This is a genomic window from Cryobacterium sp. CAN_C2 (assembly GCF_015751745.1).
Lineage (GTDB): Bacteria > Actinomycetota > Actinomycetes > Actinomycetales > Microbacteriaceae > Cryobacterium.
Genome location: NZ_JADOUX010000020.1, coordinates 1 through 25,668 on the forward strand (window position 1 = coordinate 1; position 25,668 = coordinate 25,668).

General features: G+C 65.2%; 24 protein-coding genes. 22 read left to right on the forward strand and 2 right to left on the reverse strand.

Annotated features, from left to right (window positions below; genetic code table 11):
• Positions 1-242: 242 nt before the first annotated feature.
• From IWX77_RS14135 to dapF, 13 genes are all read left to right on the forward strand, one after another.
• A complete protein-coding gene (locus IWX77_RS14135) occupies positions 243-1,307 on the forward strand; it encodes an efflux RND transporter periplasmic adaptor subunit (RefSeq protein WP_196845155.1) in 1,065 nt (354 codons plus the stop codon).
• The gene (locus IWX77_RS14140; RefSeq protein WP_196845156.1) at positions 1,304-1,999 is read left to right on the forward strand and encodes an ABC transporter ATP-binding protein; all 696 of its coding nucleotides are present in this window, start codon (positions 1,304-1,306) and stop codon (positions 1,997-1,999) included. Before IWX77_RS14135 ends, IWX77_RS14140 begins: the two co-directional genes overlap by 4 nt.
• A complete protein-coding gene (locus tag IWX77_RS14145; protein WP_196845157.1) occupies positions 1,996-3,222 on the forward strand; it encodes an ABC transporter permease in 1,227 nt (408 codons plus the stop codon). The genes IWX77_RS14140 and IWX77_RS14145 overlap by 4 nt, the downstream gene beginning before the upstream one ends.
• Before the next feature lie 70 nt (positions 3,223-3,292).
• Positions 3,293-6,193 (forward strand): FtsK/SpoIIIE family DNA translocase, encoded by a 2,901-nt coding sequence (locus tag IWX77_RS14150; protein WP_196845158.1) that lies wholly within the window; start codon positions 3,293-3,295, stop codon positions 6,191-6,193.
• Between the two features lie 3 nt (positions 6,194-6,196).
• Positions 6,197-6,790: a CDP-diacylglycerol--glycerol-3-phosphate 3-phosphatidyltransferase gene (gene pgsA / locus IWX77_RS14155; protein WP_196845159.1), complete on the forward strand. Its 594-nt coding sequence runs from the start codon at positions 6,197-6,199 to the stop codon at positions 6,788-6,790.
• The gene (locus IWX77_RS14160) at positions 6,783-7,391 is read left to right on the forward strand and encodes a CinA family protein (RefSeq protein WP_327012222.1); all 609 of its coding nucleotides are present in this window, start codon (positions 6,783-6,785) and stop codon (positions 7,389-7,391) included. Before pgsA ends, IWX77_RS14160 begins: the two co-directional genes overlap by 8 nt.
• 157 nt (positions 7,392-7,548) lie before the next feature.
• A complete protein-coding gene (locus IWX77_RS14165) occupies positions 7,549-7,857 on the forward strand; it encodes a helix-turn-helix domain-containing protein (RefSeq protein WP_196845160.1) in 309 nt (102 codons plus the stop codon).
• Between the two features lie 116 nt (positions 7,858-7,973).
• Positions 7,974-8,198, forward strand: a complete 225-nt coding sequence (locus IWX77_RS14170) for a DUF3046 domain-containing protein (RefSeq protein WP_196845161.1) — start codon at positions 7,974-7,976, stop codon at positions 8,196-8,198.
• Between the two features lie 312 nt (positions 8,199-8,510).
• Complete coding sequence (gene recA / locus IWX77_RS14175) at positions 8,511-9,659, forward strand: recombinase RecA (RefSeq protein WP_327012221.1); 1,149 nt, start codon at positions 8,511-8,513, stop codon at positions 9,657-9,659.
• 92 nt (positions 9,660-9,751) lie between these two features.
• A complete protein-coding gene (locus IWX77_RS14180) occupies positions 9,752-10,501 on the forward strand; it encodes a regulatory protein RecX (RefSeq protein ID WP_196845162.1) in 750 nt (249 codons plus the stop codon).
• 53 nt (positions 10,502-10,554) lie between these two features.
• A complete protein-coding gene (gene miaB, locus IWX77_RS14185; RefSeq protein WP_196845163.1) occupies positions 10,555-12,156 on the forward strand; it encodes a tRNA (N6-isopentenyl adenosine(37)-C2)-methylthiotransferase MiaB in 1,602 nt (533 codons plus the stop codon).
• A gap of 5 nt (positions 12,157-12,161) precedes the next feature.
• Positions 12,162-13,181 carry a tRNA (adenosine(37)-N6)-dimethylallyltransferase MiaA gene (miaA, locus tag IWX77_RS14190; protein ID WP_297412754.1) on the forward strand — a complete coding sequence of 340 codons (1,020 nt, stop codon included), beginning with the start codon at positions 12,162-12,164 and terminating at the stop codon, positions 13,179-13,181.
• A 9-nt stretch (positions 13,182-13,190) separates the two neighbouring features.
• The gene (dapF, locus tag IWX77_RS14195) at positions 13,191-14,072 is read left to right on the forward strand and encodes a diaminopimelate epimerase (protein WP_196845164.1); all 882 of its coding nucleotides are present in this window, start codon (positions 13,191-13,193) and stop codon (positions 14,070-14,072) included.
• Here the strand turns inward: dapF and IWX77_RS14200 are convergent.
• Positions 14,069-14,677 (reverse strand): class I SAM-dependent methyltransferase, encoded by a 609-nt coding sequence (locus IWX77_RS14200; protein WP_196845165.1) that lies wholly within the window; start codon positions 14,675-14,677, stop codon positions 14,069-14,071. The genes dapF and IWX77_RS14200 overlap by 4 nt on opposite strands.
• Before the next feature lie 41 nt (positions 14,678-14,718).
• Between IWX77_RS14200 and hflX the strand changes: the two genes are divergently transcribed.
• From hflX to metE, 3 genes are all read left to right on the forward strand, one after another.
• Entirely contained in the window at positions 14,719-16,299 is a 1,581-nt protein-coding gene (gene hflX / locus IWX77_RS14205) for a GTPase HflX (protein ID WP_196845166.1), read from the forward strand.
• 285 nt (positions 16,300-16,584) lie between these two features.
• Positions 16,585-17,550, forward strand: a complete 966-nt coding sequence (locus tag IWX77_RS14210) for a methylenetetrahydrofolate reductase (RefSeq protein ID WP_196845167.1) — start codon at positions 16,585-16,587, stop codon at positions 17,548-17,550.
• A 76-nt stretch (positions 17,551-17,626) separates the two neighbouring features.
• Positions 17,627-19,987 (forward strand): 5-methyltetrahydropteroyltriglutamate--homocysteine S-methyltransferase, encoded by a 2,361-nt coding sequence (metE, locus tag IWX77_RS14215; protein WP_196845169.1) that lies wholly within the window; start codon positions 17,627-17,629, stop codon positions 19,985-19,987.
• 93 nt (positions 19,988-20,080) lie between these two features.
• Here the strand turns inward: metE and lexA are convergent, their stop codons facing one another.
• Positions 20,081-20,785: a transcriptional repressor LexA gene (gene lexA / locus IWX77_RS14220; RefSeq protein WP_092341044.1), complete on the reverse strand. Its 705-nt coding sequence runs from the start codon at positions 20,783-20,785 to the stop codon at positions 20,081-20,083.
• A gap of 291 nt (positions 20,786-21,076) precedes the next feature.
• Between lexA and IWX77_RS14225 the strand changes: the two genes are divergently transcribed.
• The 6 genes from IWX77_RS14225 (at position 21,077) to IWX77_RS14250 (ending at position 25,629) form a co-directional block, all read left to right on the forward strand.
• Positions 21,077-21,490, forward strand: coding sequence for a LysM peptidoglycan-binding domain-containing protein (locus tag IWX77_RS14225; RefSeq protein ID WP_196845171.1), 414 nt, complete (start codon positions 21,077-21,079; stop codon positions 21,488-21,490).
• 72 nt (positions 21,491-21,562) lie between these two features.
• A complete protein-coding gene (locus tag IWX77_RS14230) occupies positions 21,563-22,687 on the forward strand; it encodes a histidinol-phosphate transaminase (RefSeq protein ID WP_196845172.1) in 1,125 nt (374 codons plus the stop codon).
• 9 nt (positions 22,688-22,696) lie between these two features.
• A complete protein-coding gene (hisB, locus tag IWX77_RS14235) occupies positions 22,697-23,320 on the forward strand; it encodes an imidazoleglycerol-phosphate dehydratase HisB (protein WP_196845174.1) in 624 nt (207 codons plus the stop codon).
• Positions 23,317-23,949, forward strand: a complete 633-nt coding sequence (hisH, locus tag IWX77_RS14240) for an imidazole glycerol phosphate synthase subunit HisH (protein WP_196845175.1) — start codon at positions 23,317-23,319, stop codon at positions 23,947-23,949. Before hisB ends, hisH begins: the two co-directional genes overlap by 4 nt.
• A gap of 82 nt (positions 23,950-24,031) precedes the next feature.
• Positions 24,032-24,778 (forward strand): bifunctional 1-(5-phosphoribosyl)-5-((5-phosphoribosylamino)methylideneamino)imidazole-4-carboxamide isomerase/phosphoribosylanthranilate isomerase PriA, encoded by a 747-nt coding sequence (gene priA, locus IWX77_RS14245; RefSeq protein WP_196845177.1) that lies wholly within the window; start codon positions 24,032-24,034, stop codon positions 24,776-24,778.
• Positions 24,778-25,629 (forward strand): SseB family protein, encoded by an 852-nt coding sequence (locus IWX77_RS14250; RefSeq protein WP_196845179.1) that lies wholly within the window; start codon positions 24,778-24,780, stop codon positions 25,627-25,629. The genes priA and IWX77_RS14250 overlap by 1 nt, the downstream gene beginning before the upstream one ends.
• Positions 25,630-25,668 lie beyond the last annotated feature (39 nt).

Below are 25,668 nucleotides of genomic sequence, written 5' to 3' on the forward strand. Positions count from 1 at the left end.
CGTGCGCGACCCGTGGAACTCTCCCTGCCACTTCGACGACCCCCACCCCCAACCGTTCTAAACGAGGCGGCGCCCCGATCACAGGTTGTTGGTCGTCATCTCGGTATTTCCACCCTCAACGTCACTATTAGTTTCATTTCCACCTCGTGGCGGCGCAACCGACTGTGGCACATCCGCACGCACACCGTTATGATCAGCCCATCGAACATGACCTACGTTGGGTCAGCCGGGTGGGGAGTGTCGTGAACATTGCACGCAAATGGGTCTTTCCCATCCTTCGACTGATCTGCATCGCGGCCATCGCCGTGGCCCTCGTCAAGATTGCGTTCTACCCCGACAATGCGGTCGACAGTAACCCGGCCGAACCGACCGGCGTCATCGTCGAACCCCAGATTCCGGTGGCTCTCGGCACCATCAGCAACGACGTGACGCTGCCGGGCACGGTCAGCGCCGATCCGGCCGTCGCCGTCAAAGCGACCGCAATCGGCACGGTCGACGAGATCTTCGTGGCGGCCGGCTTGGCCGTGAACAAGGACGACAAGATCTACGACATCCGGGTCGAGACGATCAAAGATCCCGTCGAAACAACGGATGCCGACGGCAACGTCACCATCACCCAGCCGAAACCGGTGATCACCTTCGCCAAGGTGCTCGCCCCGATCGCCGGCATCCTCAGCTCGCTCGGCGTGATCCACGGCCAGAGCGTGGCCGTCGGGGATGCCACCGGCCAGGTTGCACCGCCGAGCTTCTCGGTGAGCGGCGCGCTCAGCCCCGAGCAGCAGTATCGCCTGCTGACCAAGCCCAACGATGCATCCGTAGCGATTACCAATGGGCCCGCCCCGTTCACCTGCACGGGACTGACCATCACCACCCCGCTGGCCGGTGCCACGACCGGCGGTGACGGCGGGGCCGGCGGCCAGACCGGCACGAGCGGCACCACCGTCACCTGCGCGATTCCGGCCGAGGTGACCGTCTTCTCCGGTCTGGCCGCCCAGATCACGATCGCCGCCGGTCTGGCCGAAAACGTGCTCGTCGTTCCGACCACCGCGGTCAAGGGCTCCGCCGAGACCGGCGTCGTCTGGTTCGTCGTGCCCGACGGTGGTACCGAAGAGCGCCCGGTGATGCTCGGCATGACCGACGGAATCAACGTGCAGATCATCGACGGACTCATCGAAGGCGACCTGATCAACCAGTTCGTGCCGGGCGCCACCGCGGTCGCTCCCGGCACCGGCGGCTGTGATCTGCAGCCCGATGGCAGCACGGTCTGCTTCGACGGCGGCATTTCCAGCAGCGGGATCTCCAAATGACCCTGCTGCACCTCGAGGGCGTCACCCGGACGGTGCAACTCATCGACGCACCCCCGCTCACCATCCTCTCCGGCGTTGACCTCGAGGTGAACGTGGGTGACCGTGTCTCGATCGTCGGTCGCTCCGGTTCGGGTAAAACCACCCTGCTCAACCTGCTCGGACTGCTCGACAACCCCACGAGCGGCACCATGCTGTTCGAGGACCGCCCGGTGCAGTCGCTGCCTACCGGCGCCCGGGACCGGCTGCGCGGCCGTGAGGTCGGCTTCATCTTTCAACAGTTCAACCTGCTGCAGGGCCGCACCGCCCTCGAAAACGTGATGACCCCACTGCTCTACGCCGACGGTCGCCAATTCTGGCAGCGCGCCCGCATTGCCACCGAGATGCTCGAACGGGTCGGTCTCGGCGACCGGCTCGGCTCGCTGCCCGACCGATTGAGCGGCGGTGAGCAGCAGCGGGTGGCGATCGCCCGTTCACTGGTGCGCGGTCCGCGACTGATTCTCGCCGACGAACCCACCGGCGCCCTTGACCTCGAAACCGGGGAAACGGTGATGGACCTCATCGATGAGGTCGCCACCGAATCCGGGGCCGCTCTGGTCACCATCACGCACGATCCGGCCATCGCCGCCCGGGCCACCCGTCACCTGCGGCTCGATCATGGCGTGTTGCAGGTTTCGAGCGCGGTGCCCGCATGAAGCGCGTCGCGAGCAACCTGGTCGGCTCGGTCATCGAGGCCTGGCAGGAAGTACGCATCCACAAGACCCGCGTCATGCTGTCACTGATCGGCGTGGCGGTCGCCGTCTGTGCCATCACGACCGTCGTCGGGCTCGGCGGAGTCGCCCAGCAGGCGACCGTCGAATCGAGCGAGCGATCGGGTGGGCGCGCGGCCAGCCTGTACCTGTCTGCGTCAATGAACGACGGCTCCACCCCAACCAAGATGCCCGAAATCTGGCGTACCGCCCTCGAACGGTACAAAATCGACTATGCCAGCCGGGTCGTCAACACCAGCCAGACGGTGCAATTCGCTGACGGCGCCGTGCCGGTGCAAACCTTCGGGGTCGACCCGCCCTACGGCACCATGCACCGCATCACTCTCGATGAGGGAACCTGGTTCACCGATGACGACCGGGCCCGGCTCGCGCCAGCCGTGTTGATCAACTCAATCTTCTGGGACCGCCTCGGCCGACCCGACCTGCGCACACACCCGACGGCCACCCTGGTCGGCGAACGCACCACGACGGCCGTCGTCACCGGTGTCTATCCGGCGCTCTCCTACGAAACCGAACCGGCTATGTACATACTCGCCGACGCCCTCACCGCCATCACCCCGGTCGTCAGCGGCCCGAACCTGCAATTCGGACCGCCGTCCTACGAGCTGTGGGTGCCCGTCGACGTGTCCGAACAGCTGGTGGGCGCTCTGCAGCGTGATGTGCAGGGGGCGCTGGGAAGTGATGCAGTCGTTCAGGTGAACCGCCAGGACTATGCGGCGTTCCAGGACGGCGACCCGTACCTCTCGCTCAAGCTCACGGTCGGTGCCATCGCCGGTCTCGTGCTGCTGCTCGGCGCTCTCGGCCTGGTCAACATTGCCCTGGTCACGCTCAAGCAGCGCATTCGAGAGATCGGCATTCGGCGTAGCTTCGGGGCGACCGCCGGCCGGGTGTTCTTCGCCGTCATGATGGAAAGCGTCGTCGCGACCGTCGTCGCCGGCATCGTCGGCGTGATCGCCGCTGTGCTCATCGTGAAGAGTCCGTTGGTTGAGGATTTCATCAGCCAGGGCCAGGTCACCGACTTTCCGCCGTTCCCGGTCGAAGCGGCCATCCTCGGCCTGGTCTGCGCGAGCGTCGTCGGCGCTCTGGCCGGGCTGATCCCGGCACTGGTCGCGGTGCGGGTGAAGGTGATTGACGCCATCCGCTATTGACACAGACGGATGCCGCCGGCCGTGGGCGTGGGGCCGGGGGAATGTCGCCGGTGCTTGGTAGCGTTATTTCATGGCTACGAGCACTAAGTCGACCGGGCGTGCCCGCACCCCGGCAGCGAAGGGCGCTCCGGCGCGCAAACCGGCAACCCGCGGAGCCGGTCGCACCGCCGCGCAGAAAACCGTCAAGTTCACCGCCGTCGACGTAAAACCGAGCCTCGGCACCCGCGCCTGGATGGGCCTGGCCCACCTGACCGGCGGCGCCGCCCGTGCGCTCGGCCCCGAAAAACTCTCCAAAGACGAACGCCGCGACGGCCTGCCATTCTTTCTCGTGCTGCTCGCCATCTCGGGAGCCATCGTTGAATGGTTCCTGATCAACAACGTCGTCGCCCAGCAGCTCGACGCGTACACCTTCGGTGGGCTGTTCGGCCGGGTCGCCTTCGCCCTCCCGGTCATTTTGCTGCTGTTCTCTGTCTGGCTGTTTCGCAAACCCAGTTCCGTGCACGACAACGGCCGCATCGGCATCGGGCTCAGCCTGCTGCTCGTAACCATCTCGGGACTCTGCCACATTTTCGGCGTGCAGCCGCAGCCGCAAGACGGCATGCCAGCCCTCGCGCTGGCCGGCGGGGTCATCGGGTGGATGATCGCCGCCCCGCTGATCATGCTGACCACGTCGATCGGTGCCACGATCGTCGTCATCGTGTTGTTGCTGCTGAGCCTGTTCATCATCACCAAGACCCCGCCGAACCGGGTCGGTCAGCGCTCCCGTGAGCTCTACGACTGGCTGTTCGGCGCCCAGCTGACCGAGGACGAAGAACGAGCGGCCGCACAAGAGGCCAAGGGCGCCAAGCTGGGCAAGACCGCGCAGGTTGAGCTGGACGGCGTCGACGATGAGTCCGAGGGCGCACTGCCGTGGTGGCGCCGCAACAACAGCAAGCGGGAGGAAGACCCCGACTTCGGTAGTGCACTATCGACTGAAGCTAAGGTTGGACCCTCCACCCCCGATGCCGCCGACCCGCTCAGTGTGCTGCTCGGCGGCAGCCAGTCAAGGGGCGGTTTCGACAGCGCCATCGAGTCCGAAGTCACCGATCACACCGCGCCGCCCGAACGGGATCACTACGGCACCGACGTGCTCGAAGACCTGCGCAAGGCCGAGCTCGCCGTCAAACGATTCACCGGCGAGGTCGACCTCGGCGGGGCGCCGTCCACCGGATTGCACTCCGACGACCCGGCCGGGCACACCGAGGTGCTCCCCGGCTTCGACGACGTCTTTCCCGAACTGAGCCAGGCAGTGGATGCCTCCGGCGCGGCCCTGCCGCCCCTCGCCTCCACCGACCCCCACCCGGCCATTCCGTATCTCGTGCCCGCGGCATCCACTCTCACAGCCGGCCCGCCGGCCAAGGCCCGTTCGGCCGCCAATGATGACGTCGTCAAGTCGATCACCGAGGTTCTGCGCCAGTTCCAGGTCGATGCGAAGGTCACCGGATTCTCCCGTGGTCCAACTGTCACGCAATACGAGATCGAACTCGGCCCGGGCGTCAAGGTCGAGCGCGTCACGGCGCTCAGCAAGAACCTCTCCTACGCGGTCGCCTCGAACGAGGTGCGCATCCTCTCGCCCATTCCCGGCAAGAGCGCCATCGGCATCGAAATTCCCAACACCGACCGCGAAATCGTCACCCTCGGCGACGTGCTGCGTTCGAGCACCGCCACCAATGCCACGCACCCGATGACCATCGGCGTCGGCAAAGACGTCGGCGGCGGCTTCGTCATCGCCAACCTCGCGAAAATGCCCCACCTGCTCGTGGCCGGTTCGACCGGCTCGGGCAAATCGAGCTTCGTGAACTCCATGATCACGAGCCTGCTGATGCGCGCCAAGCCGAGCGACGTACGCATGGTGCTCATCGACCCGAAGCGGGTCGAGCTCGCCGCGTACGCTGGCGTGCCGCACCTCATCACTCCCATCATCACGAACCCGAAGAAAGCGGCCGAAGCGCTGCAGTGGGTCGTGAAAGAGATGGACATGCGCTACGACGACCTTGCGAGCTTCGGCTTTCGCCACATCGATGACTTCAACAGGGCTGTAGTCAATGGCGAGATCGTGCTGCCGGTTGGAAGCGAACGCAAACTCAAGCCGTACCCGTACCTGCTGGTCGTCGTCGATGAGCTGGCCGACCTCATGATGGTCGCCCCGCGCGACGTTGAAGACTCCATCGTGCGCATCACCCAGCTCGCCCGCGCCTCCGGCATCCACCTCGTGCTGGCCACCCAACGACCCAGCGTCGACGTTGTCACCGGGCTGATCAAGGCCAACGTGCCCTCGCGGCTGGCGTTCGCCGTCACGAGCGTCACCGACTCCCGGGTCATCCTCGACCAGCCCGGCGCCGACAAGCTCATCGGCCAGGGCGACGCGCTGTTCCTGCCGATGGGCGCCTCCAAAGCCGTGCGCGTGCAGGGCGCCTGGGTCACCGAAGACGAGATCGAGAAAGTCGTCAAGCACGTCACCATGCAGGCCCGGCCCGACTATCGGCCCGACGTCTCCATGGTCGCGCCGCGCAAGGAAATCGACTCCGACATCGGCGACGACCTCGAGGTGCTGCTCGCCGCGGCGGAACTCGTCGTCTCGACCCAGTTCGGTTCGACGTCGATGCTGCAGCGTAAGCTGCGGGTCGGTTTCGCCAAGGCCGGCCGCCTGATGGACCTGCTCGAATCCCGCGAAATCGTCGGCCCGTCCGAAGGGTCCAAAGCACGCGACGTGCTCGTGACGGCCGAGCAGCTGCCGAGCGTGCTCGCCCGCCTGCGCGGTTCCGACGACGAACAGCACGCCCTGAAGGCTCAGTCCGATGACGCGCGCGCCGGGTCGGCACCCGACCCGCGCTACGCCGACGACCCGGTCGAGAAAATGTCACAGGGGTATTCTGAGGTGGACGGCACCGAAGACGACGAGGATGCCTGGAAACTAACCGGCAGGGACTGAACCATGGCATCACCGCACCAATCCGTCACCCGCCCCAGCAATTGGAATGTGCCCAACCTCATCACGGTTGTGCGCATTCTGCTCGCCCCCGTCTTCATCTGGATGCTGCTGGCCGACAACGGCGACAACGGCGCCCTGCGCTGGGCCGCCGCCGTTCTGTTCATCATCGCCATCGCCACCGACGGCATCGACGGCATGATCGCCCGCCGCCACAACCTCGTCACCGACCTCGGCAAAATTCTCGACCCGATCGCCGACAAGATTCTCACCGGTGGCGCCCTGGTCTGCCTGTCCATCCTCGACGAGCTGCCCTGGTGGGTGACCATCGTCATCCTGGTGCGCGAAATCGGCATCACCGTGTTCCGGTTTGTCATGCTGCGCGACCGGGTCATTCCGGCCAGCCGTGGCGGCAAGCTCAAGACCATCGCCCAGTCCGTGTCGATCTCGCTCGCCCTGCTGCCGTTCTGGCTGGTCTTTGGTGAGTGGGTGCACTGGCTCAACACGGCGACCATGACCATCGCCCTCGTGCTCACCGTGGTTTCCGGCCTGGACTATCTGGTCTCGGCCTGGCGCCTGCGAAAGCACGACGTTGCCTGACCCGGCTCCGATCACGGGTTCCCTCCCCGTTACTCACTCGGCTGAACCAACTGGGCCAGCAACTGGGCCAGCAATTGGGCCAGAAACTGGGCCAGTAACTGGGCCAGCGGATGCGACGGCCAAGCTGATCGCGGAGCTCACCACCCGCCACCTCAGCATTGCCGTCGCCGAATCACTGACCGGTGGCCTGCTCGTGGCGGAACTCGTGCGCATCCCCGGAGCATCCGTCGTGGTGCGCGGGGGAGTGGTTGCCTATGACACGGCACTCAAGCGCAGCCTGCTTCACGTTGACAGCAGCGTGCTGAACGTGCACGGCCCCGTACACGCCGATGTCGCCAAGCAGATGGCGGGCGGCGTGCGTACCCTGCTCGCCGTGAACGACGTGCGCGCCGATGTCGGTGTGTCGACCACGGGTGTGGCCGGGCCCGGCCCGGATGGTGGACACCCGGCCGGAACGGTGTTCATCGGCCTGTCCAAGGGCACAGGTTCCTGGGCTGTGCCGCTGCAGCTCGACGGCGATCGGGCCGAGATTCGCGCCGAAACCGTGCGGCAGGCCATTGATGCTGTGCGTGCGCTGATAGCGCAGGGTGACGCGGAATAGTTCCTGTTGCGGGCGGGTTACATCGAAGACATTCACAAGCAAAGCCCAGTGATTCTCAGTAGTGTCAATGTGTTGGATGAATGCAGTATGGTGAGCATCCAGCACCACAATCCGGTAGTGATTGGCTTGAGTTATTAGGCATAAGAAGGAGGTTCCGATGATTCTTGTTCGTCAGCAAATCGGCGATGTGCTCAGGGACTTCCGCCTGCAAAAGGGGCGTACCCTGCGTCAGGTCGCAAGCAAAGCCAGCGTCGCACTCGGCTACCTCAGCGAGGTAGAACGGGGGCAGAAAGAGGCCTCCTCGGAGATTCTCGCTTCTGTCGCCGACGCTCTGGAAACCCCGATTTCGGTCATCATGCGTGAAGTTGGTGACCGTCTCGCCGTCATCGAGGGAATCGATCAGTTCCCCTACACGGTACCGGACGAGTTCGTTACCACCTTTGATGCCGACCTCATGGTGCGCTAGCCACCAGCCGGTCGCATCCCCAGGATTCATATCAGTACACCACCGCCGACACTTCGTGTCGGCGGTGGTGTCATTTCAAGCACGACTGTGTGCCCGACCGAGGTTGAAGGAGCGTTGTGCGACTGAGTGAATTCCGCACCGCAATGAGAGACGAGTTCGGCGACGCCTACGGGCGCGTACTCACCCGCGATCTCGTGCTCACCCCACTCGGCGGACTAACCGCGGACCAAGCTCTCGCGGCCGGTGTTCCTGCCCGCGACGTCTGGCTGGCACTCTGCGCCGAGGTCGACGTGCCGCGCAGCCGCTGGTACGGGGCTGGCATCCCCGCTCCCCGCCGGTAGATTAGCGCGTTCTGGCCCGTCCATGCCAGGCCGGTATTTCGACACGCCGCAGAATAATCTCGGTAATGCTCGAATACCTGTTCGGTCTTGATAGGCTCCTCCACAGCAGACAATCTCACAGATTGCGCACCGTTCGATCGTGCTCCCGGCCAATGTCGGAGGTGCAGCGTACAGTCGCATTTGTCAGAGAAAGTCAGCAATTGCCTTGTCGAAACGCGCATCGGGGTCCTCCCGATGCGCGGGCCGACAGCCTACAGGCGCCACCATGCACACTCGTAGTAGCGACCGTGCAGAACCTAGGAGATCACGACCATGGCATCACAAGCGAACCGCGAGAAAGCCCTCGAAACCGCCCTCGCGCAAATCGACCGTCAGTTCGGCAAGGGATCGGTCATGCGCCTCGGCAGCGACGAACGCGCCCCCGTCGAAACCATTTCGACCGGGTCGATAGCCCTGGACGTCGCGCTCGGTGTTGGCGGACTGCCGCGTGGTCGCATCGTGGAAATCTACGGCCCGGAATCCTCGGGAAAGACCACCCTCACCCTGCACGCCATCGCGAACGCGCAGAAGAACGGTGGCATCGCCGCCTTCATCGACGCCGAGCATGCCCTCGACCCGGAATACGCCAAAAAGCTCGGCGTCGACATCGACGCCCTCCTCGTCTCGCAGCCCGATACCGGTGAGCAGGCCCTCGAAATCGCTGACATGCTCGTGCGCAGCGGGTCCATCGACCTCATCGTCGTTGACTCCGTGGCCGCTCTCGTACCGCGCGCTGAGATCGAAGGCGAGATGGGTGACTCCCACGTCGGCCTGCAGGCCCGCCTCATGTCGCAGGCCCTTCGCAAGCTCACCGGTGGACTCAGCCAGACCAACACCACGATGATCTTCATTAACCAGCTGCGCGAGAAGATCGGCGTGTTCTTCGGCAGCCCTGAGACCACCTCGGGCGGTAAGGCGCTCAAGTTCTACGCCTCGGTGCGTCTCGACATTCGCCGTATTGAAACCCTGAAAGACGGCACCGAGGCGATCGGTAACCGCACCCGCGTCAAGGTCGTCAAGAACAAGATGGCACCGCCCTTCAAGCAGGCCGAGTTCGACATCATCTACGGCATCGGCATCTCCCGCGAGGGCAGCCTGATCGACTTCGGCGTCGACCAGGGCATCGTCAAGAAGTCCGGTGCCTGGTACACCTACGACGGCGACCAGCTCGGTCAGGGTAAAGAAAACTCGCGCAATTTTCTGCTCAAGAACCCGGACATGGCCAACGAGATCGAGCGCAAGATTCTGATCAAGCTCGGCATTGGCCCCGAAGGTATCGCCGCCAAGGCCGCCGAGAAGGCTGCCGCGGCTCTCGTGTTGGAGTCTGAAACCAAGGCCAAGGCTGAAGCGGATGCCACGGCTCTGCTTGCCGGCGGCCCGATCGTCGCCAAGACGGCCTCGGCCGCCCGCAAGAGCGCCTAACCAGACAAGAACGCACTCCAGCACACTGCACGACTACACACTGCACGACTACACACTGCACGACTACAGGCACCGAGAGGCAGGTCACGGGAATGGTTCATTTCGAACCCCAGGACGACGCAGCAGAACGCGCAGACGCCGGTTTGGCTCCCGTGACCTACCTGCCCGGTGCGGCACCCGGAATGAAACGTCGCTCGCCGCTGCATCCGCGACTCGAAGACGGCTTCCCTGATTTCGAGATCGAAGGCACTGCTGCGGCTGCGGCCAATGAAGCCGCTAGTGCGCACAGGGTCAGCGATCACCTCGACGATGAGGCCAACGCCGCAGCCGATTTCGTCGCCGATGCACTCGAGAAGCGTGAGCGGGCCGAAAAGGTTTTGCTGCACCGGTTGCGTGGCCGCTCCCTCTCCACGGTCGAGGCGCTGCTGGTGCTCAACACCACCGGAGTCGACTCCGGTGAGGCGAGTGAGATCATCGAGAAGTTCATCGAGCTGAACTACCTCGACGAGGTCAAGCTCGCCGATCAGATCATCCACAGCCACAACGTGCGCAAGGGCCTCGGTCGCACCGGTGTTGAAGCCGAAATGAGACGGCGCAAGCTCGACCCGAGCGTCATGCTGGACAAACTCGAAGAACTTCCCGATGACGAAGCTGAACGTGCCATCGACCTGGCTACTAAGCGTATTGCGCAGATGGAGCGTTTCGACGACCAGACCATCGACCGCCGTCTCACCGGCTTTTTGATGCGCAAGGGCTACAGCTCGACCGCGGTTCGACTCGCGGTGAAGGCCGCCATGGACAACCGCGGCGGCGGTGGTGCCTCCCGCGTACGATTCCGCTGATGCGCGAACCACACGGCCCGCACACCGAATTGCTCGCGTAAACTGTTACCACTATGAGTATCGTCGCCCCCGAACTAGCAAGCCGAACCGTGATCACCCCCTCGGCAGCCGCGATCGACGAATCGGGGTGCGCGCGCACCTACGAGGTGCGCACCTTCGGCTGTCAGATGAACGTGCACGACTCCGAACGGCTCAGCGGCTCGCTCGAAGCGGCCGGCTACGTCTCGGCCAACGGCGGCGAGGCCGACATCGTTGTGATCAACACCTGCGCGGTGCGGGAAAACGCCGATAACAAGCTCTACGGCAATCTCGGTTACCTCGCCTCGGTCAAGCGCAAGCACGCAGGGATGCAGATTGCCGTCGGCGGTTGCCTTGCCCAGAAAGACAAGGCCACCATCCTCGAGAAAGCACCGTGGGTCGATGTCGTCTTCGGTACCCACAACATGGGCTCCCTGCCAAGCCTGCTCGAACGTGCCCGGCACAACGGCGAAGCTCAACTCGAGATTCTAGAATCCCTCGAAACCTTCCCGTCGACCCTGCCCACCAAGCGGGATTCCAGCTACAGCGGCTGGGTCTCCATCTCGGTCGGCTGCAACAACACCTGCACTTTCTGCATTGTGCCGGCCCTGCGTGGCAAGGAGAAAGACCGCCGCCCGGGCGAAATCCTCGCCGAGATCCAGGCACTCGTCGACGACGGCGCCATCGAGGTCACCCTGCTCGGCCAGAACGTCAACTCCTACGGGGTCGAGTTCGGCGACAAATTCGCCTTCGGCAAGCTGTTGCGCGCGGCCGGAAAGATCGAGGGGCTGGAGCGCATCCGCTTCACCAGCCCGCACCCCGCCGCGTTCACCGACGACGTCATTGATGCCATGGCTGAAACGCCCGCCGTTATGCCACAGCTGCACATGCCGCTACAGTCCGGGTCCGACCGTATCCTCAAATCGATGCGCCGCTCCTACCGTGGGGCGAAGTTCCTGGGCATTCTCGACCGGGTGCGTGCACAGATGCCGAACGCCGCGATCAGCACCGACATCATCGTCGGCTTTCCCGGCGAAACCGAGGAAGACTTTCAGGAGACGCTGCGGGTCGTCGAACAGGCCCGATTCGCGACCGCGTTCACTTTTCAGTACTCCATTCGTCCGGGCACCCCCGCCGCGACCATGCCCGACCAGGTACCCAAGGGCATCGTGCAAGACCGCTACGAGCGACTTGCGGCCGTGCAGGAGCGCATCTCCCTCGAAGAGAACCAGGCGCTCATCGGTCGTGAAGTCGAGCTGCTCGTCGCCAACGGCGGCCGCAAAGACAGTGACACGCACCGCCTGAGCGGGCGCGCCCCCGATAGCCGCCTCGTGCACTTTGATGTACCGGCCGGTTCGGCCCGCCCCCGGCCCGGCGACATGGTCACCGTGCTCGTCACCCAGGCGGCGCCGTTCCACCTCATCGCGGACTCGACCGACGGCGCACCCCTGCGCATCCGCTCGACCCGGGCCGGAGAGGCCTGGGACCGCCTAGAAGCCGAATCCTGCGGAGTTCCCACCCACGGTGGGACGAGCAGCGCGGGTCCGGTCTCGCTGGGCTTGCCCACGATCGGCCTGCGACTCGAAGGCGGCTCCACCACCATTCCCATCTACAACGTGAACGACGACGAGCGTTAGGAACGGTGTCGTCTGAACCAGCGGGGCCCGTTGAACCGGCGGCACTGATCGCGATCGTTGGGTCGACCGGTACCGGCAAGTCTGAGCTGGCGCTCGACCTCGCCGAACGGCTGATTCAGCGTGGGCAGCCAGCCGAAATTGTGAACGCCGACGCCATGCAGCTCTACCGCGGCATGGACATCGGCACGGCGAAACTGTCCCTGGCCGAACGCCGCGGCATTCCGCACCACCTGCTCGACGTGCTCGACGTGACCGACGAGGCCACCGTCAGCAACTACCAAGCGCATGCTCGCGCGGTCGTCACGGAGATACGCGCGCGCGGGGCCACGCCGATCCTGGTCGGCGGCTCGGGTCTCTACGTCTCCGCGGTCGTGTTCGACTTTCGTTTTCCCGGCACCGATCCGGTGCTGCGTGCCCGGCTCGAAGCCGAACTCGCCGTGAACGGACCGGGCCTGATGTACACCCGGCTGCACGGCGTTGACCCGCAAGCTGCACTGCGCATCGGCCCGCGCAACGGTCGACGCCTGGTGCGTGCGCTGGAGATCGTCGAGCTGACCGGAGCCCCACACCTGGCCGCCCTACCGGAGGAGCCGGTGTATTGGCGTCCCAGCGTACTGCTCGGCCTGCGGACCCCGCGTGAGCAGCTCACCACCCGGCTCGATGCCCGGGTGGAGCAGATGTGGGCGAGTGGAATCGTCGACGAAGCGCGCGGTCTGCTTGCCGCCGGCATCGAGAACGGTGTCACCGCGAGCCGCGCGATCGGCTACGCGCAGGCTCTCGGCCAGGTGCACGGTACCCTCAGCCAGGCCGAGGCTATCCAAGCCACGCAGCAGCTCACCCGCCGGTATGCTCGCCGTCAGGTCAGCTGGTTCAAACGGTACGCCCACACGCACTCGATCGCTTCTGGTGCGGTAGACCGAGTCGACGACGCCCTCGCGCACGTCGACTCGGGCAGTGCGCCCCGTTCGCTCACGGCACCGACGGTTCGAGCCAGCCCGGGGATGCCCCCAGCGGCCGCCCCGTAAACTGACAGCATGGGCATCACTTTGAACTTCACCAAGGGCCACGGCACGGGCAACGACTTCGTGCTGTTCGCTGATCCCGACGGCACGATGGAGCTCACCCCGGCGCAGATTCGCGCCGTGTGCGACCGCAAGTATGGAGTCGGCGCCGACGGCATCATCCGTGCCGTGCGCAGCACGAACCTGCCCGACGGCGCGGCCGCCCTCGCCGAAGACGACGCGGCACAGTGGTTCATGGACTACTGGAACGCCGACGGCACGGTCTCGGAGATGTGCGGCAACGGTATCCGTGTTTATGCCAAATTCTTGATTGAAAACGACCTCGCCGAGCTGCAGCCCGGCGCCACCCTCACGATCGGTACCCGCGGCGGCGTGCGTGACGTGCAGCGCACTGCCTCGGGTTTTCAGGTCGATCTCGGTCGGTGGAAGCTCGACGGCACCGAACCGCTCGTGCGCACCAAGAACCTGGCGGTCGCCCGTCCGGGCCTCGGCATCAACGTTGGCAATCCGCACACGGTCGTCGCCCTCGCCGACGACGACGAACTCGACGCTGCCGACCTCACCTTTATTCCGCAACTCGATCCGGCACCGGCTGGCGGCGTCAACATCGAATTCGTCGTACCGAACGACCCGCTCGTCGTCAACGGCGTCGGACGGTTCCGCATGCGCGTGCACGAACGCGGCAGCGGGGAAACCCTGTCGTGCGGCACCGGTGCCGCCGCCGCCGCCTTGGCCACCCGGCACTGGGCCGGAAAGTCAGCGCCGCACCAGTGGCGGGTCGAGCTGCCCGGTGGAGTGCTCGGCGTGCGCATGTTTCCGGCCGAGGACGGTGAACACGTGTCGCTGTCCGGGCCGGCGGAGCTGGTTTTTGACGGGGTTCTGAACCTCGGCTAGTCGCGGTGCACCTGAAGCACTCGGAAGCCCTTGCTGATGGCTTCGCGCGTGGTCTCGAAGGTGGCGGGGAGTTCGGCGGCAAGCCAACGCTGGAGCGAGTCCGAGCCGAGGTTGCGTTGCACGACGAGCCAGGCATCCGCTTCTGATTCGAGGCGGGGCAGCCAGGTCTGCAGAAGGCCGTGGAGCTCGTCTTTGCCGACGCGAATGGGCGGGTTCGACCAGATGGTGCGAAAGATGATATCGGCGGGCACGTCAGTGGCGAGCACCGCGTTGATGTTGGTCAGGCCGAGGGACGCGGCATTGGTGCGCACGAGGTCGAGGGCCCGCTCGTTGACGTCGACGGCCCAGACGGTGGCGTCCGGAGATGCCAGCGCGAGGTGCAGCGCGATCGGACCCCAACCGCAGCCGAGATCAAGAAAATGGCCTTCGAGGGGCGGCTCGGGGGCGTACTTGAGCAGAACCTCGGTGCCGGTGTCAATGTGCGCGGGACTGAACACCGAGTTGGCGGTCGTCAGTTCACGATCCTGCCCGTGCAGCTGCACCGTGATCTGGCGGGTTTTCAGCACGGTGCCGGGCGCCGGAGAAAAATAGTGGTCGGACGACATAGCAGGGAACCTTTCAACTTCGTTGAACTAAGGTTAACGGGATGAATGATCCAACGGCGCCCCGCGGCAACGACGCAGAAGAAAACGAGGCCGCAGAACCGGCCCGTGACGCAGACGATGTCGTCGCGCGTGTGTTGGCTAGCGCCGACAGCAAGGCTGCCGGCTACTCCCTGTTCCGCAGTGGGGTCGCCCAGGCCTTGCAGAATCAGGACTCCGGCGAGTATGACGGCGGCGGCCACGACGGTGACCAGTCCGAACGAGCCGACCGCAACGCCCTGCGCCGGGTTAATGGGCTCTCTACCGAGCTCGAAGACGTCACGGAGGTGGAGTACCGCCAACTGCGCCTCGAAAACGTCGTTCTCGTCGGTGTGTACACCCACGGCACGGTCGACGACGCCGAAAACTCCATGCGCGAATTGGCGGCCCTGGCCGAAACCGCCGGCGCGACCGTGCTCGACGGTCTGCTGCAGCGTCGGGCGACCCCCGACCCGAGCACGTACCTCGGCAAGGGCAAGGCCCAAGAAGTCGCCGACATCGTCAAGGCGCTCGGCGCCGACACCGTCATCGCCGATACCGAACTGGCGCCCAGCCAGCGGCGCGCCCTCGAAGACGTGGTCAAGGTCAAGGTCATCGACCGCACGGCCGTAATCCTCGACATTTTCAGCCAGCACGCCAAGAGCCGCGAGGGCAAGGCGCAGGTCGAACTCGCCCAAATGGCCTACATGCTGCCCCGCCTGCGCGGCTGGGGCGACTCGATGTCCCGTCAGGCCGGTGGCCAGGTCGGTGGAACCGGAGCCGGAATGGGCTCCCGTGGCCCCGGTGAAACCAAGATTGAACTCGACCGTCGCCGTATTCACACCCGGATGTCCAAGCTGCGCAAGCAGATGGTCGAGATGAAACCGGCCCGCGAGGCGAAACGCGCTAACCGCAAGCGCAACGCCGTTCCGTCGGTGGCCATCGTCGGGTACACCAACGCCGGTAAGTCGAGCCTGCTCAACCGCATCACCAAGGCCGGCGTGCTCGTCGAGAACTCCCTGTTCGCGACCCTCGACGCGACCGTGCGTAAGTCGACGACCGCCGACGGACGCTTGTACACCCTCACCGACACGGTCGGCTTCGTTCGCAACCTGCCGCACCAACTGGTCGAAGCCTTCCGCTCCACCCTGGAAGAGGTCGCCGACGCCGACGTGATCGTGCACGTCGTCGACGGATCACACCCCGACCCGGTCGCCCAACTCGCCACCGTGCGCGACGTCATTTCTGAGGTCGGCGCCCGCGACATTCCCGAACTGGTCGTCTTCAACAAGAGCGATCTGATCACCGACGATGACCGGCTCGTGCTGCGCGGCCTGGAACCGAAGGCGACGTTCGTATCGGCCCGCACCGGTGAGGGCATCGACACCGTGCTCGCCGCGGTGGCGTTGCTGCTGCCGACGCCGCAGATCGAACTCGACCTGCTCATTCCCTACGACCGCGGCGACCTCATCGCAGTTCTGCACGACCTGGGTCGCATCGAGACGACCGAATACCTGGAGACCGGGACCCACGTCACGGCGTTCGTCACCCCCGAGATCGAGCCGCAGTTCGCCCCGTTCGTCATTCTTCCCTCGCTCTCTGCTTAGCTTTTCGCCGTCGTCGGCGTAAGAACCGCGGCGGCGTGCGGCCGTTTTGTGTTGGCCGCAGCAGCGCTGCGCCGCAACAGTACCCGCCTGATGACACGAACTGTCATATTTGCCCACGTCGGCGTCCGTGTTGTTAGTGTCTAGTCAATCGTTGCCGACGGAATTCAATCCCCGGCATGGAGCGACAGCCGAGCCCGGCATCCGCCCGCGAAGAACCGCCGGTCTTGGCGTGTCCGCGGCCGCCCGGCCACTACACGCTGTGCCGCTTCTGCCGAAGGAGGAACCATGACCGAGACCAGGAATTCCGCGTGTTACGCCCGCCCGGCGTTCTCCTTCGAGGTGTACCCGCCGAAATCGGCGGCCGCAGCATCCGCTCTCACGCGCACCATCGATCATCTGGCCGCTGCTGGCCCCGAGTTCATCTCGGTCACCTATGGTGCCAACGGCTCCTCGCGCACCTCCTCCCTTGACGTTCTGCGCTACATCAAGGACCACACAGCAGTGGATGCGATGGCCCACCTCACCTGCGTCGACTCCTCGCACGCAGAGGCCAGCCGGCTCATTCGCGAATTTCTCGACGCCGGCATTCGCAGCTTTCTGGCCATTCGCGGCGACGCACCGAGGGGCGCGCTCGAGGGGGACACCACGTTTCTCGGCGACCTGCACAGCGCGGGAGAGCTGGTACAGCTCATCCACCGGGTGCAGACCGAACGGGTGCCGTACATCGAGACCGTGATTCCCGGTCTGCCCGGCGCCCGCGGGGTGAAGACCGAACGTAGCAAGGTGCGCATCGGAGTCGCGGCCTTTCCGAACGGACACCCCAACTCCCGGTCGGTCAGCCAGGATATTGACACACTGCTGGCCAAGCAGGCCGCCGGAGCGAACCTCGCGATCACCCAGCTGTTTTTCCACGCCGATGTCTACCTGAGCTTCATCCAACGGGCTCGCTCCGCCGGGGTGCTCTTTCCCATTCTTCCCGGCATCATGCCGGTGACCAGCCCGAACCGGTTGCGCCGCATCCTGCAGCTCTCCGGCGAAAAGCTGCCAGCCGAACTATCCATCCAGCTTGAGATCGAACCGAGCGAGCAAGGTCAGCGCCAGATCGGCATCGACTACGCCGTGCGCCTCGGCCAGGACGTTCTCGCGGGCGGTGCCCCCGGACTCCACCTCTACGCGTTCAACCAGCATGACACCGTGCTACACGTGCTTGAGGGGTGTGGGGCACTACCGGTGCCCGCTGCTATGCCCTAGGCCTGCGCGTAGGCCCACCCATCACGTTCGTTGCCTCTGACCGTTTAGCGACCAATGCTCCAGTGAAGGAATTCTCATGACCATTTCGCCCGCATTTCCCGCATCTCCCGCATCTCCCGCCTTCCCCACCGGCACCGTCCTCGGCTACCCGCGCATCGGACGACGGCGGGAGCTGAAAAAAGCCGTCGAAGCGTTCTGGGCGGGAACGATCGACGCCACCGCCCTCGAGAATGTGGCCGCCGGGCTGCGCCAGACCACCCGCGACCGGCTTCTTGATCTTGGACTCGGCCGTACCGACTCGTCGATCCCCGAGTCGTTCTCGTACTACGACCAGGTGCTTGACACCATCGTTGCCGTCGGCGCGATTCCCGCCCGGTTCGCCTCCCTCGTCGGCACGGACGGAAAAATCGACCTGGCCGGGTACTTCACCCTCGCTCGGGGCGAGGGCGAGAACCTGCCGCTCGAAATGACCAAGTGGTTCGACTCCAACTACCACTACCTCGTGCCCGAGATCGGCCCGGAGACCGTTTTCTCCCTGGCCAGCGACCGCATCGTGCGCGAATTTATCGAGGCCAAGGCGGCCGGGTTTCTCACCCGCCCAGTGCTCGTCGGACCGGTCACCTTTCTCCTGCTCAGTAAGGCCAGCGACGAGGCCCCGGCCGCTTTCTCCCCGCTGTCGCGCCTCGACGATCTCCTTCCCGTCTACGCGGCGCTCCTGGGCCGGCTAGCGGATGCCGGCGTCGAGTGGGTGCAGCTCGACGAGCCGGGCCTGGTCAGCGAAACCATCGACGTGCCGCGGGCAAAGACGCTGGCGGCCGTCGCATCCGTTTATGGGGTGCTCGGCCGGCTGACCGGGCGACCCGCCCTGTTCGTCGCGGCACCCTACGGCAGCCTCGATGACGCCCTGCCGGTGCTCGCCGCCACTGCCGTTGAAGCGATCGGCGTTGACCTGGTGCGGGGAACCCTGCCGCAGGCGGTGCCCGGGCTGTCTGGAAAAACCATCGTTGCCGGGGTGATCGACGGGCACAACATCTGGCGCGGCGACCTGGCCGGCGCCTTCGAAACCGCAGAGAGCGTGCGCGGGCTATCCGACTCCGTCTCTGTCTCAACCTCGACCTCGCTGTTGCACGTGCCGCATGACGTGCGGGATGAAGCGTCGTTGCCGGGCTCGCTGACCAGCTGGCTGGCCTTCGCAGACCAAAAAGTCGGCCAGGTCTCCACCCTCGCGCTCGGCCTCACCGCCGGACGGGCCGCCATCGCGGTGCCCCTCGCCGAAGCCGCTGAGGCACTGGTGGCAAGGCGGAGCGCTCCCGGCGTGCGCGACGGGTCCGTGCGCACCCGTGTCGCCGCACTGACCGACGCCGACTTCACCCGTGGCGACTACGCCGTACGCCTGAGCGCCCAGGATGCGGCGCTGCAGCTGCCGCCGCTGCCGACGACCACGATTGGATCGTTCCCGCAGACCGCCGATATTCGCCGGGCGCGTGCCCAGTTTCTCAAGGGAACTCTTGCGGCGGATGACTACCGCGACCTGATGCGCGAGGAGATTGGGCGGGTCGTCGCGCTGCAGGAAGAGATCGGACTCGACGTGCTCGTGCACGGCGAACCCGAACGCAACGACATGGTGCAATACTTCGCTGAGAACCTCGACGGGTTTGCCGTGACCGAGAACGGCTGGGTGCAGTCCTACGGCAGCCGCTGCACCCGGCCGTCTATTCTGTGGGGCGACGTGTCGCGCCCGGCACCGATCACGGTGGACTGGTCGGTGTACACGCAGAGCCTCACCGCAAAGCCGGTCAAGGGCATGCTCACGGGGCCGGTGACGATTCTGGCCTGGTCGTTCGTGCGCGATGACCAGCCGCTCGGCGAGACCGCCCGCCAGGTAGCCCTGTCCCTGCGCGATGAAATCGGCGACCTCGAGGCCGCGGGAATTAAGATCGTTCAGGTCGACGAACCGGCCCTGCGGGAATTGCTGCCGCTGAAGACGAAGGACCACGTCGACTACCTCGACTGGTCGGTCGGCTCCTTTCGGCTGGCCACGGCCGGGGTGGCGGATGCAACCCAGATTCATACGCACCTGTGTTACTCGGAGTTCGGCGTCGTTATCGAGGCCATCCGCAACCTCGACGCCGACGTGACGAGCATTGAAGCGGCCCGGTCGCGCATGGAGGTGGTGCAGGAGATCGAGGCCGGAGGGTTCGACCATGGTATCGGAGCCGGCATCTATGACATTCATTCGCCGCGAGTACCGAGCGTTGACGAGCTGACCACCCTGCTCGAAACCGCCCTGAAATCGATTCCCGAACGCCAGGTCTGGGTGAACCCGGACTGCGGGCTGAAGACGCGCGGCTACGACGAGACCGTGCAGTCTCTGCACAACATGCTCGCCGCGACCCGGGTGGTGCGCGAACGCCGCGGCGCAGCGGTTCGCACCTAAGCGGAGGTCGAGCCTGTCGAGACCACATCGTGTGATGGTCTCGACAGGCTCAACCCACGGGTATCGCCTCGACCCACGGTGCCGCTTGGGCGTTTAGACCGAGCGCAGCACCGCGACGACCTTGCCGAGGATGTCGGCAAAGTCACCGACGATCGGTTCGAAGTTACTGTTGCGCGGCAGCAGCCAGGTGTGACCGTCGCGCTTGCGCAATACCTTCACGGTGGCCTCGTTGTCGAGCATGGCCGCGACGATCTCGCCGTTCTCCGCGGTCTTCTGCTGGCGAACGACGACCCAGTCGCCGTCGCAGATCGCGGCATCGATCATCGACTCACCGACGACCTTGAGCATGAACAGCTCGCCCTGGCCCACGAGCTGCCGGGGGAGCGGGAAAATCTCGTCGATCTGCTGGTCGGCCGTGATCGGGATGCCGGCGGCTATGCGACCGACGAGCGGAACCATCGCGGCGTCGCCGACCTGCACGCCCGGGTGAAAGCTGTCCTGGTCGCCGGTGCCGACGTCTTCGGGGGCACGCTGAATCTCAATGAGTACTTCGAGCGCCCGGGGGCGATTCGGGTCGCGGCGCAAATATCCGCTGAGTTCAAGCTGGTTGAGCTGGTGGGTCACGCTCGACAGCGAGGCGAGACCGACGGCGTCACCGATCTCTCGCATGCTCGGCGGGTAGCCGCGCGAGCTCACCGAACGTTGAATCACGTCGAGAATAGCGAGCTGGCGTTGGCTCAAACTCTTGCGGCGCCGAGTGCCGCCCTTGTCTCGGGTACCGCTGGTGTCCTGTGTCACGATGTGCCCTCCTGGAGTCGGTCTCTTGTGTCCTGAAACTGTGTTTCACGGGAATGTCGGTGGTGTCTGGTTGAGTGTGAATCAAGCAATTGACCTATCGAAAGTTTATCCAGTTCTCCGCCCTGAAACAAACACTTATTCGAGTGTGTTGCGCAGAAAGCCGGGCCGAGACCAGAAAAAGCTTGCATGTTTGATTGTTCGAAGTTATATTCGGAACATAGTTTCGTATTTGGTCTTCCCGGCCGAGGGCCGAATACGAGACTTGCAGCCCGCCGACCTTGGAGGTTTGACATGACCACAGCATGTGCACCCGCAGTACCTTTCGCCCCCGTCACCCGTCTTCGCCTCACCCGCCGCGGTCGAGTGGTTCTCACGACCCTCGCGGCCGTGCCGCTCGTGATCGGTTCCGTCGCCTTTGCCCTCAACGGGGGTGCGGCCGGCGCGTCGGATTCCGCCGCGGGCATCGACCTCATGTCGTACACGACCGAATCCGGCGTTGTCGCGACGTTGGCCTACTCGCCCACCGACGTCGGTTCCGCTCAGTTCATCACGGTCGAACCAGGCCAGACTCTCTGGGACCTCGCCGAGGAGATCTCGCCGTCCACCGACCCGCGCGATGTTGTCGCCGACATTAAACGCTTGAACACTCTGACCGTCGAAACGCTGCAGCCCGGCCAGCGCCTGGAAATCCCCGCAAACTCCTAGCGCGCCAACTTGGGCGAGGCGAGCGGGCCGCACCACCGGGCCGAAGCGCACGGTAGGAGCACAGGTCGTAGCATGGAGAGTGTGACCAGTCTCGAAGATCTTCCGCTCCGCGCCAACCTGCAAGGCCTGACACCGTACGGTGCGCCGCAATTGCACGTTCCGGTGGCACTGAACGTCAACGAGAACACGCACCCGATTCCCGAGGGGGTCGCCCGCGACATCCTTGCCGGCCTGGCTGAGGCCATCCGTTCCGTTAATCGGTATCCCGACCGCGAATTCACCACCCTGCGCGAGTCCTTGGCGACATACCTCGGCGAGGGACTGACCGCCGCCAACATCTGGGCCGCCAACGGTTCCAACGAAGTACTCCAGCAGGTGCTCCAGGCTTTCGGCGGACCGGGACGCAGCCTGCTCGGCTTCGCCCCGACCTACTCGATGTACTCGATCCTCGCCTCGGGCACCGACACCAGGTGGATTCCCGGCACCCGCGACGCCGACTACGAACTCTTCTCGGCCACCGCCGTGAGCGAGATCGCCCGCACCAACCCCGACATCGTCTTTCTCTGCTCCCCGAACAACCCCACTGGCACGCCGCTCTCGCTTGACACCATCGCCGCCGCCTACGACGCGACCGACGGCATCGTCGTGGTTGACGAGGCCTATGCCGAGTTCGCTCCGCGTGGTACGCCGAGCGCGGTCACCCTGCTGCCCGGCCGGGAACGCCTCCTCGTCTCGCGCACGATGAGCAAGGCCTTCGCCTTCGCCGGTGCCCGGGTGGGCTACCTGGCCGCCGATCCGGCGGTCACGGATGCCCTACGCCTGGTTCGCCTGCCCTACCACCTCTCCGCCTTGACCCAGGCCGCCGCGAACGCGGCCCTGGCGCACAGCGCCGAGATGCTCGCGATGGTCGACGACATTCGGGCGCAGCGCGACCGGCTCGTAGTGGAGCTGGCACGCCTGGGCTATGCCCCGCACCGCAGTTGGAGCAACTTCGTCTTGTTCGGGGGAGTGGCCGACCCGCAGGCAACCTTCGAGGCGCTGCTCGCGGAGGGAATTCTCATTCGCGACGTCGGCATTCCCGGACACTTGCGGGTGACGGCCGGCACCGAGAAAGAGACCTCCCTGTTCTTGGACGCCCTGGCCCGCCTGGGACGAACGGATCGGCCCGGTCAAGCCGTATCGCCCCAAGCCGAATAAACTAGGGCTATGAGTTCATCTGCTGGCATTTCCGCGCCCCGCGTCGCACACCTGCAACGGGAGACGAGTGAATCCAGCATTGATCTCTCCCTGAACCTTGATGGCACCGGCACCAGCGACATCCAGACCTCGGTGCCGTTCTACGACCACCTGCTGACAGCGTTCGCCAAGCACTCCCTGACCGACCTCACCGTGCGGGCCTCCGGCGACATTGAAATCGACGTGCACCACACCGTCGAAGATGTGGGAATCGTGCTCGGCCAGGCCATTCGCCAGGCCCTCGGCGACAAGTCGGGTATTTCCCGCTACGGTGACGCCCTGGTACCGCTCGATGAGGCGCTCGCCCAGGCTGTCGTCGATATCTCCGGCCGCCCGTACCTCGTGCACACCGGCGAGCCGGCCGGCTTTGAATTTCATCTCATCGGCGGACACTTCACCGGCTCCATGGTGCGTCACGTCTTCGAAGCGATCACCTTCCATGCCGGCCTGACCGTGCACCTCACCGTGCTGGGCGGCCGCGACCCGCACCACATCGCTGAGGCCGAGTTCAAGGCCTTCGCCCGTGCGTTCCGGCTCGCCAAGGCTTTCGACCCGCTCGTGCAGGGCATTCCGTCGACCAAGGGGGCCCTGTGACTCAGGTCGTTGTCCTCGACTACGGCACCGGCAATGTGCACTCCGCGGTCAAGGCGCTTGAACTGGCCGGAGCTGACGTCACGTTGACGAGTGATCGCACGGTTGCCCTGGAAGCCGACGGACTCGTCGTTCCCGGTGTCGGCGCGTTCAGTGCCGTGATGGACGCCCTCAAGGGGGTGCGCGGCGACGAGATCGTGGATCGGCGCCTGGCCGGAGGGCGCCCGGTGCTCGGCATCTGCGTGGGCATGCAGGTCATGTTTGAACACGGTGTCGAACGCGGCATCGACACCGAGGGTCTCGGCGAATGGCCCGGAACGGTCACCGAACTTCCCGCAGCGATCCTGCCGCACATGGGCTGGAACACCGTCACGAGCGCGCCCCACTCCGAACTCTTTCGAGGAATCGAAGAGGAACGGTTTTATTTCGTGCACTCCTACGCTGCCCAGTCGTGGACGCTCGAGGTCATGCCGCCGTTCCCGGAACCCCGGCTGACCTGGGCCGAACATGGGGCGCCGTTCCTGGCTGCGATCGAGAACGGTCCGCTGTGCGCCACCCAGTTCCACCCGGAAAAATCGGGTGAGGCGGGCATCCGCTTGTTGAAGAACTGGATCGGCACGCTGCACCACTAGGCCGCGCCCAGACTTCAGCACCCCAATCCCAACCTTCCATGAAATTGGCCGCACCGTGCGACCGCACCAATCAAGGACACCAATGAGCGAGTTCAACAAGACACCGAGGCTCGTCCTCCTGCCCGCCGTCGACGTGGCCGGCGGCAAGGCTGTGCGCCTGACGCAGGGCGAGGCCGGTACGGAAACGAACTATGGTGACCCGGTCGATGCCGCGGCCGACTGGGCCAGGCAGGGCGCCGAGTGGATTCACCTCGTCGACCTCGACGCGGCATTCGGCCGGGGCACCAACACCGGCGTCATCAAAAAGGTCATCCGCCAGGTCACGGGCGTCAACATTGAACTCTCCGGCGGTATCCGCGATGACGAATCACTCGAAGCGGCATTGAGCACGGGCGTCAAACGTATCAACCTCGGTACCGCGGCACTCGAGAACCCGGAATGGGCGGCCGGCGTGATCGCGCACTACGGCGAAGCCGTTGCCGTGGGCCTCGATGTGCGCGGCACGACCCTCTCCGCGCGGGGCTGGACGAAGGACGGCGGGGATCTCTGGCAGGTGCTCGAACGCCTTGAAGCTGCCGGCTGCGCCCGCTACGTGGTCACCGACGTCACCAAGGACGGAACCTTGCAGGGTCCGAACATCGAGCTGCTGCGCCAGGTACTCGACCGCACCAAAAAGCCGGTCATCGCTTCCGGCGGCATCTCCAGCCTCGATGACATCGAAGCGCTGCGCAAGCTCGTGCCGCTCGGGCTCGAAGGCGCCATCGTGGGCAAAGCCCTCTATGCGGGCGCGTTCACGCTGGCCGAGGCCCTGGATGTCTCGGGAGACTAATGGCTAAGGCGCGAAACCTCGGTTCCACGGGTGATCCCTCCGGTCGGCCGGGGGGCGATAAGCCGTCAGGTCAGCCCGGCGAGCCGGATGAGCTGGCTAACACGGCCGACTCGGCCGGCCAGCCCTGGGTCGGCCGGGAATTCGAGGCCAACCTCGACGCCGGCGACGACGGGGCTGTTCCCGCCGCCCTCGCCGAGGCGCTCGCCCACTTTCAGGCTCGCGAGTCGGGCGAAGAAAGCGTCATCGATGCCATCCGTGGGTCCCGTCTGCTCATCCCACTGGTGACCAAGCTCGGCGATGCCGCCGTGAACGCTCGCGGCCACACGATCGACAAAACCCAGGAACTGTCGATCATTACCGTGGCCAGCCCCGATGGACGCACGGTGTTGCCTGCCTTCTCGTCGACTTCCGCGATGACGGCGTGGAACCCCCTCGCCCGGCCCATTCCAGCGGATGCCGTTCGCGTCGCCCTGGCCGCCGCCCAGGAGAACACCGATCTTGTCGTCATCGACCCGACCTCGCCCGGTGAATTTGTCATTCGGCGGCCGGCGCTCTGGGCGATTGCGCAATCCCTGCCCTGGACACCGAGTTATGCCAGTCATCACGTCGCCGACGCCTTCACCGCGTCGATCGCGACGGAACTCTCGGTGCTTTCTATTCAGCTCTCCGCCGGTGACCCCCTGGCGCGGCTCGAGGGGCCCGAACTCGTGGTTCAACTGGAATTGGTCGACGGCCTCACCCAGCCGGACCTCGACGCCATTCTGAGCCGGCTCGGCACCCGATGGTCCGAGAGCGAGATCATTACGACCGGCGTTGATTCGCTGCGTGTCAAGCTCGTCGCGTCGGGTTAGCGCCGGTATCCGTAGTGTCAACCGTGTTGTCGGTGGTTC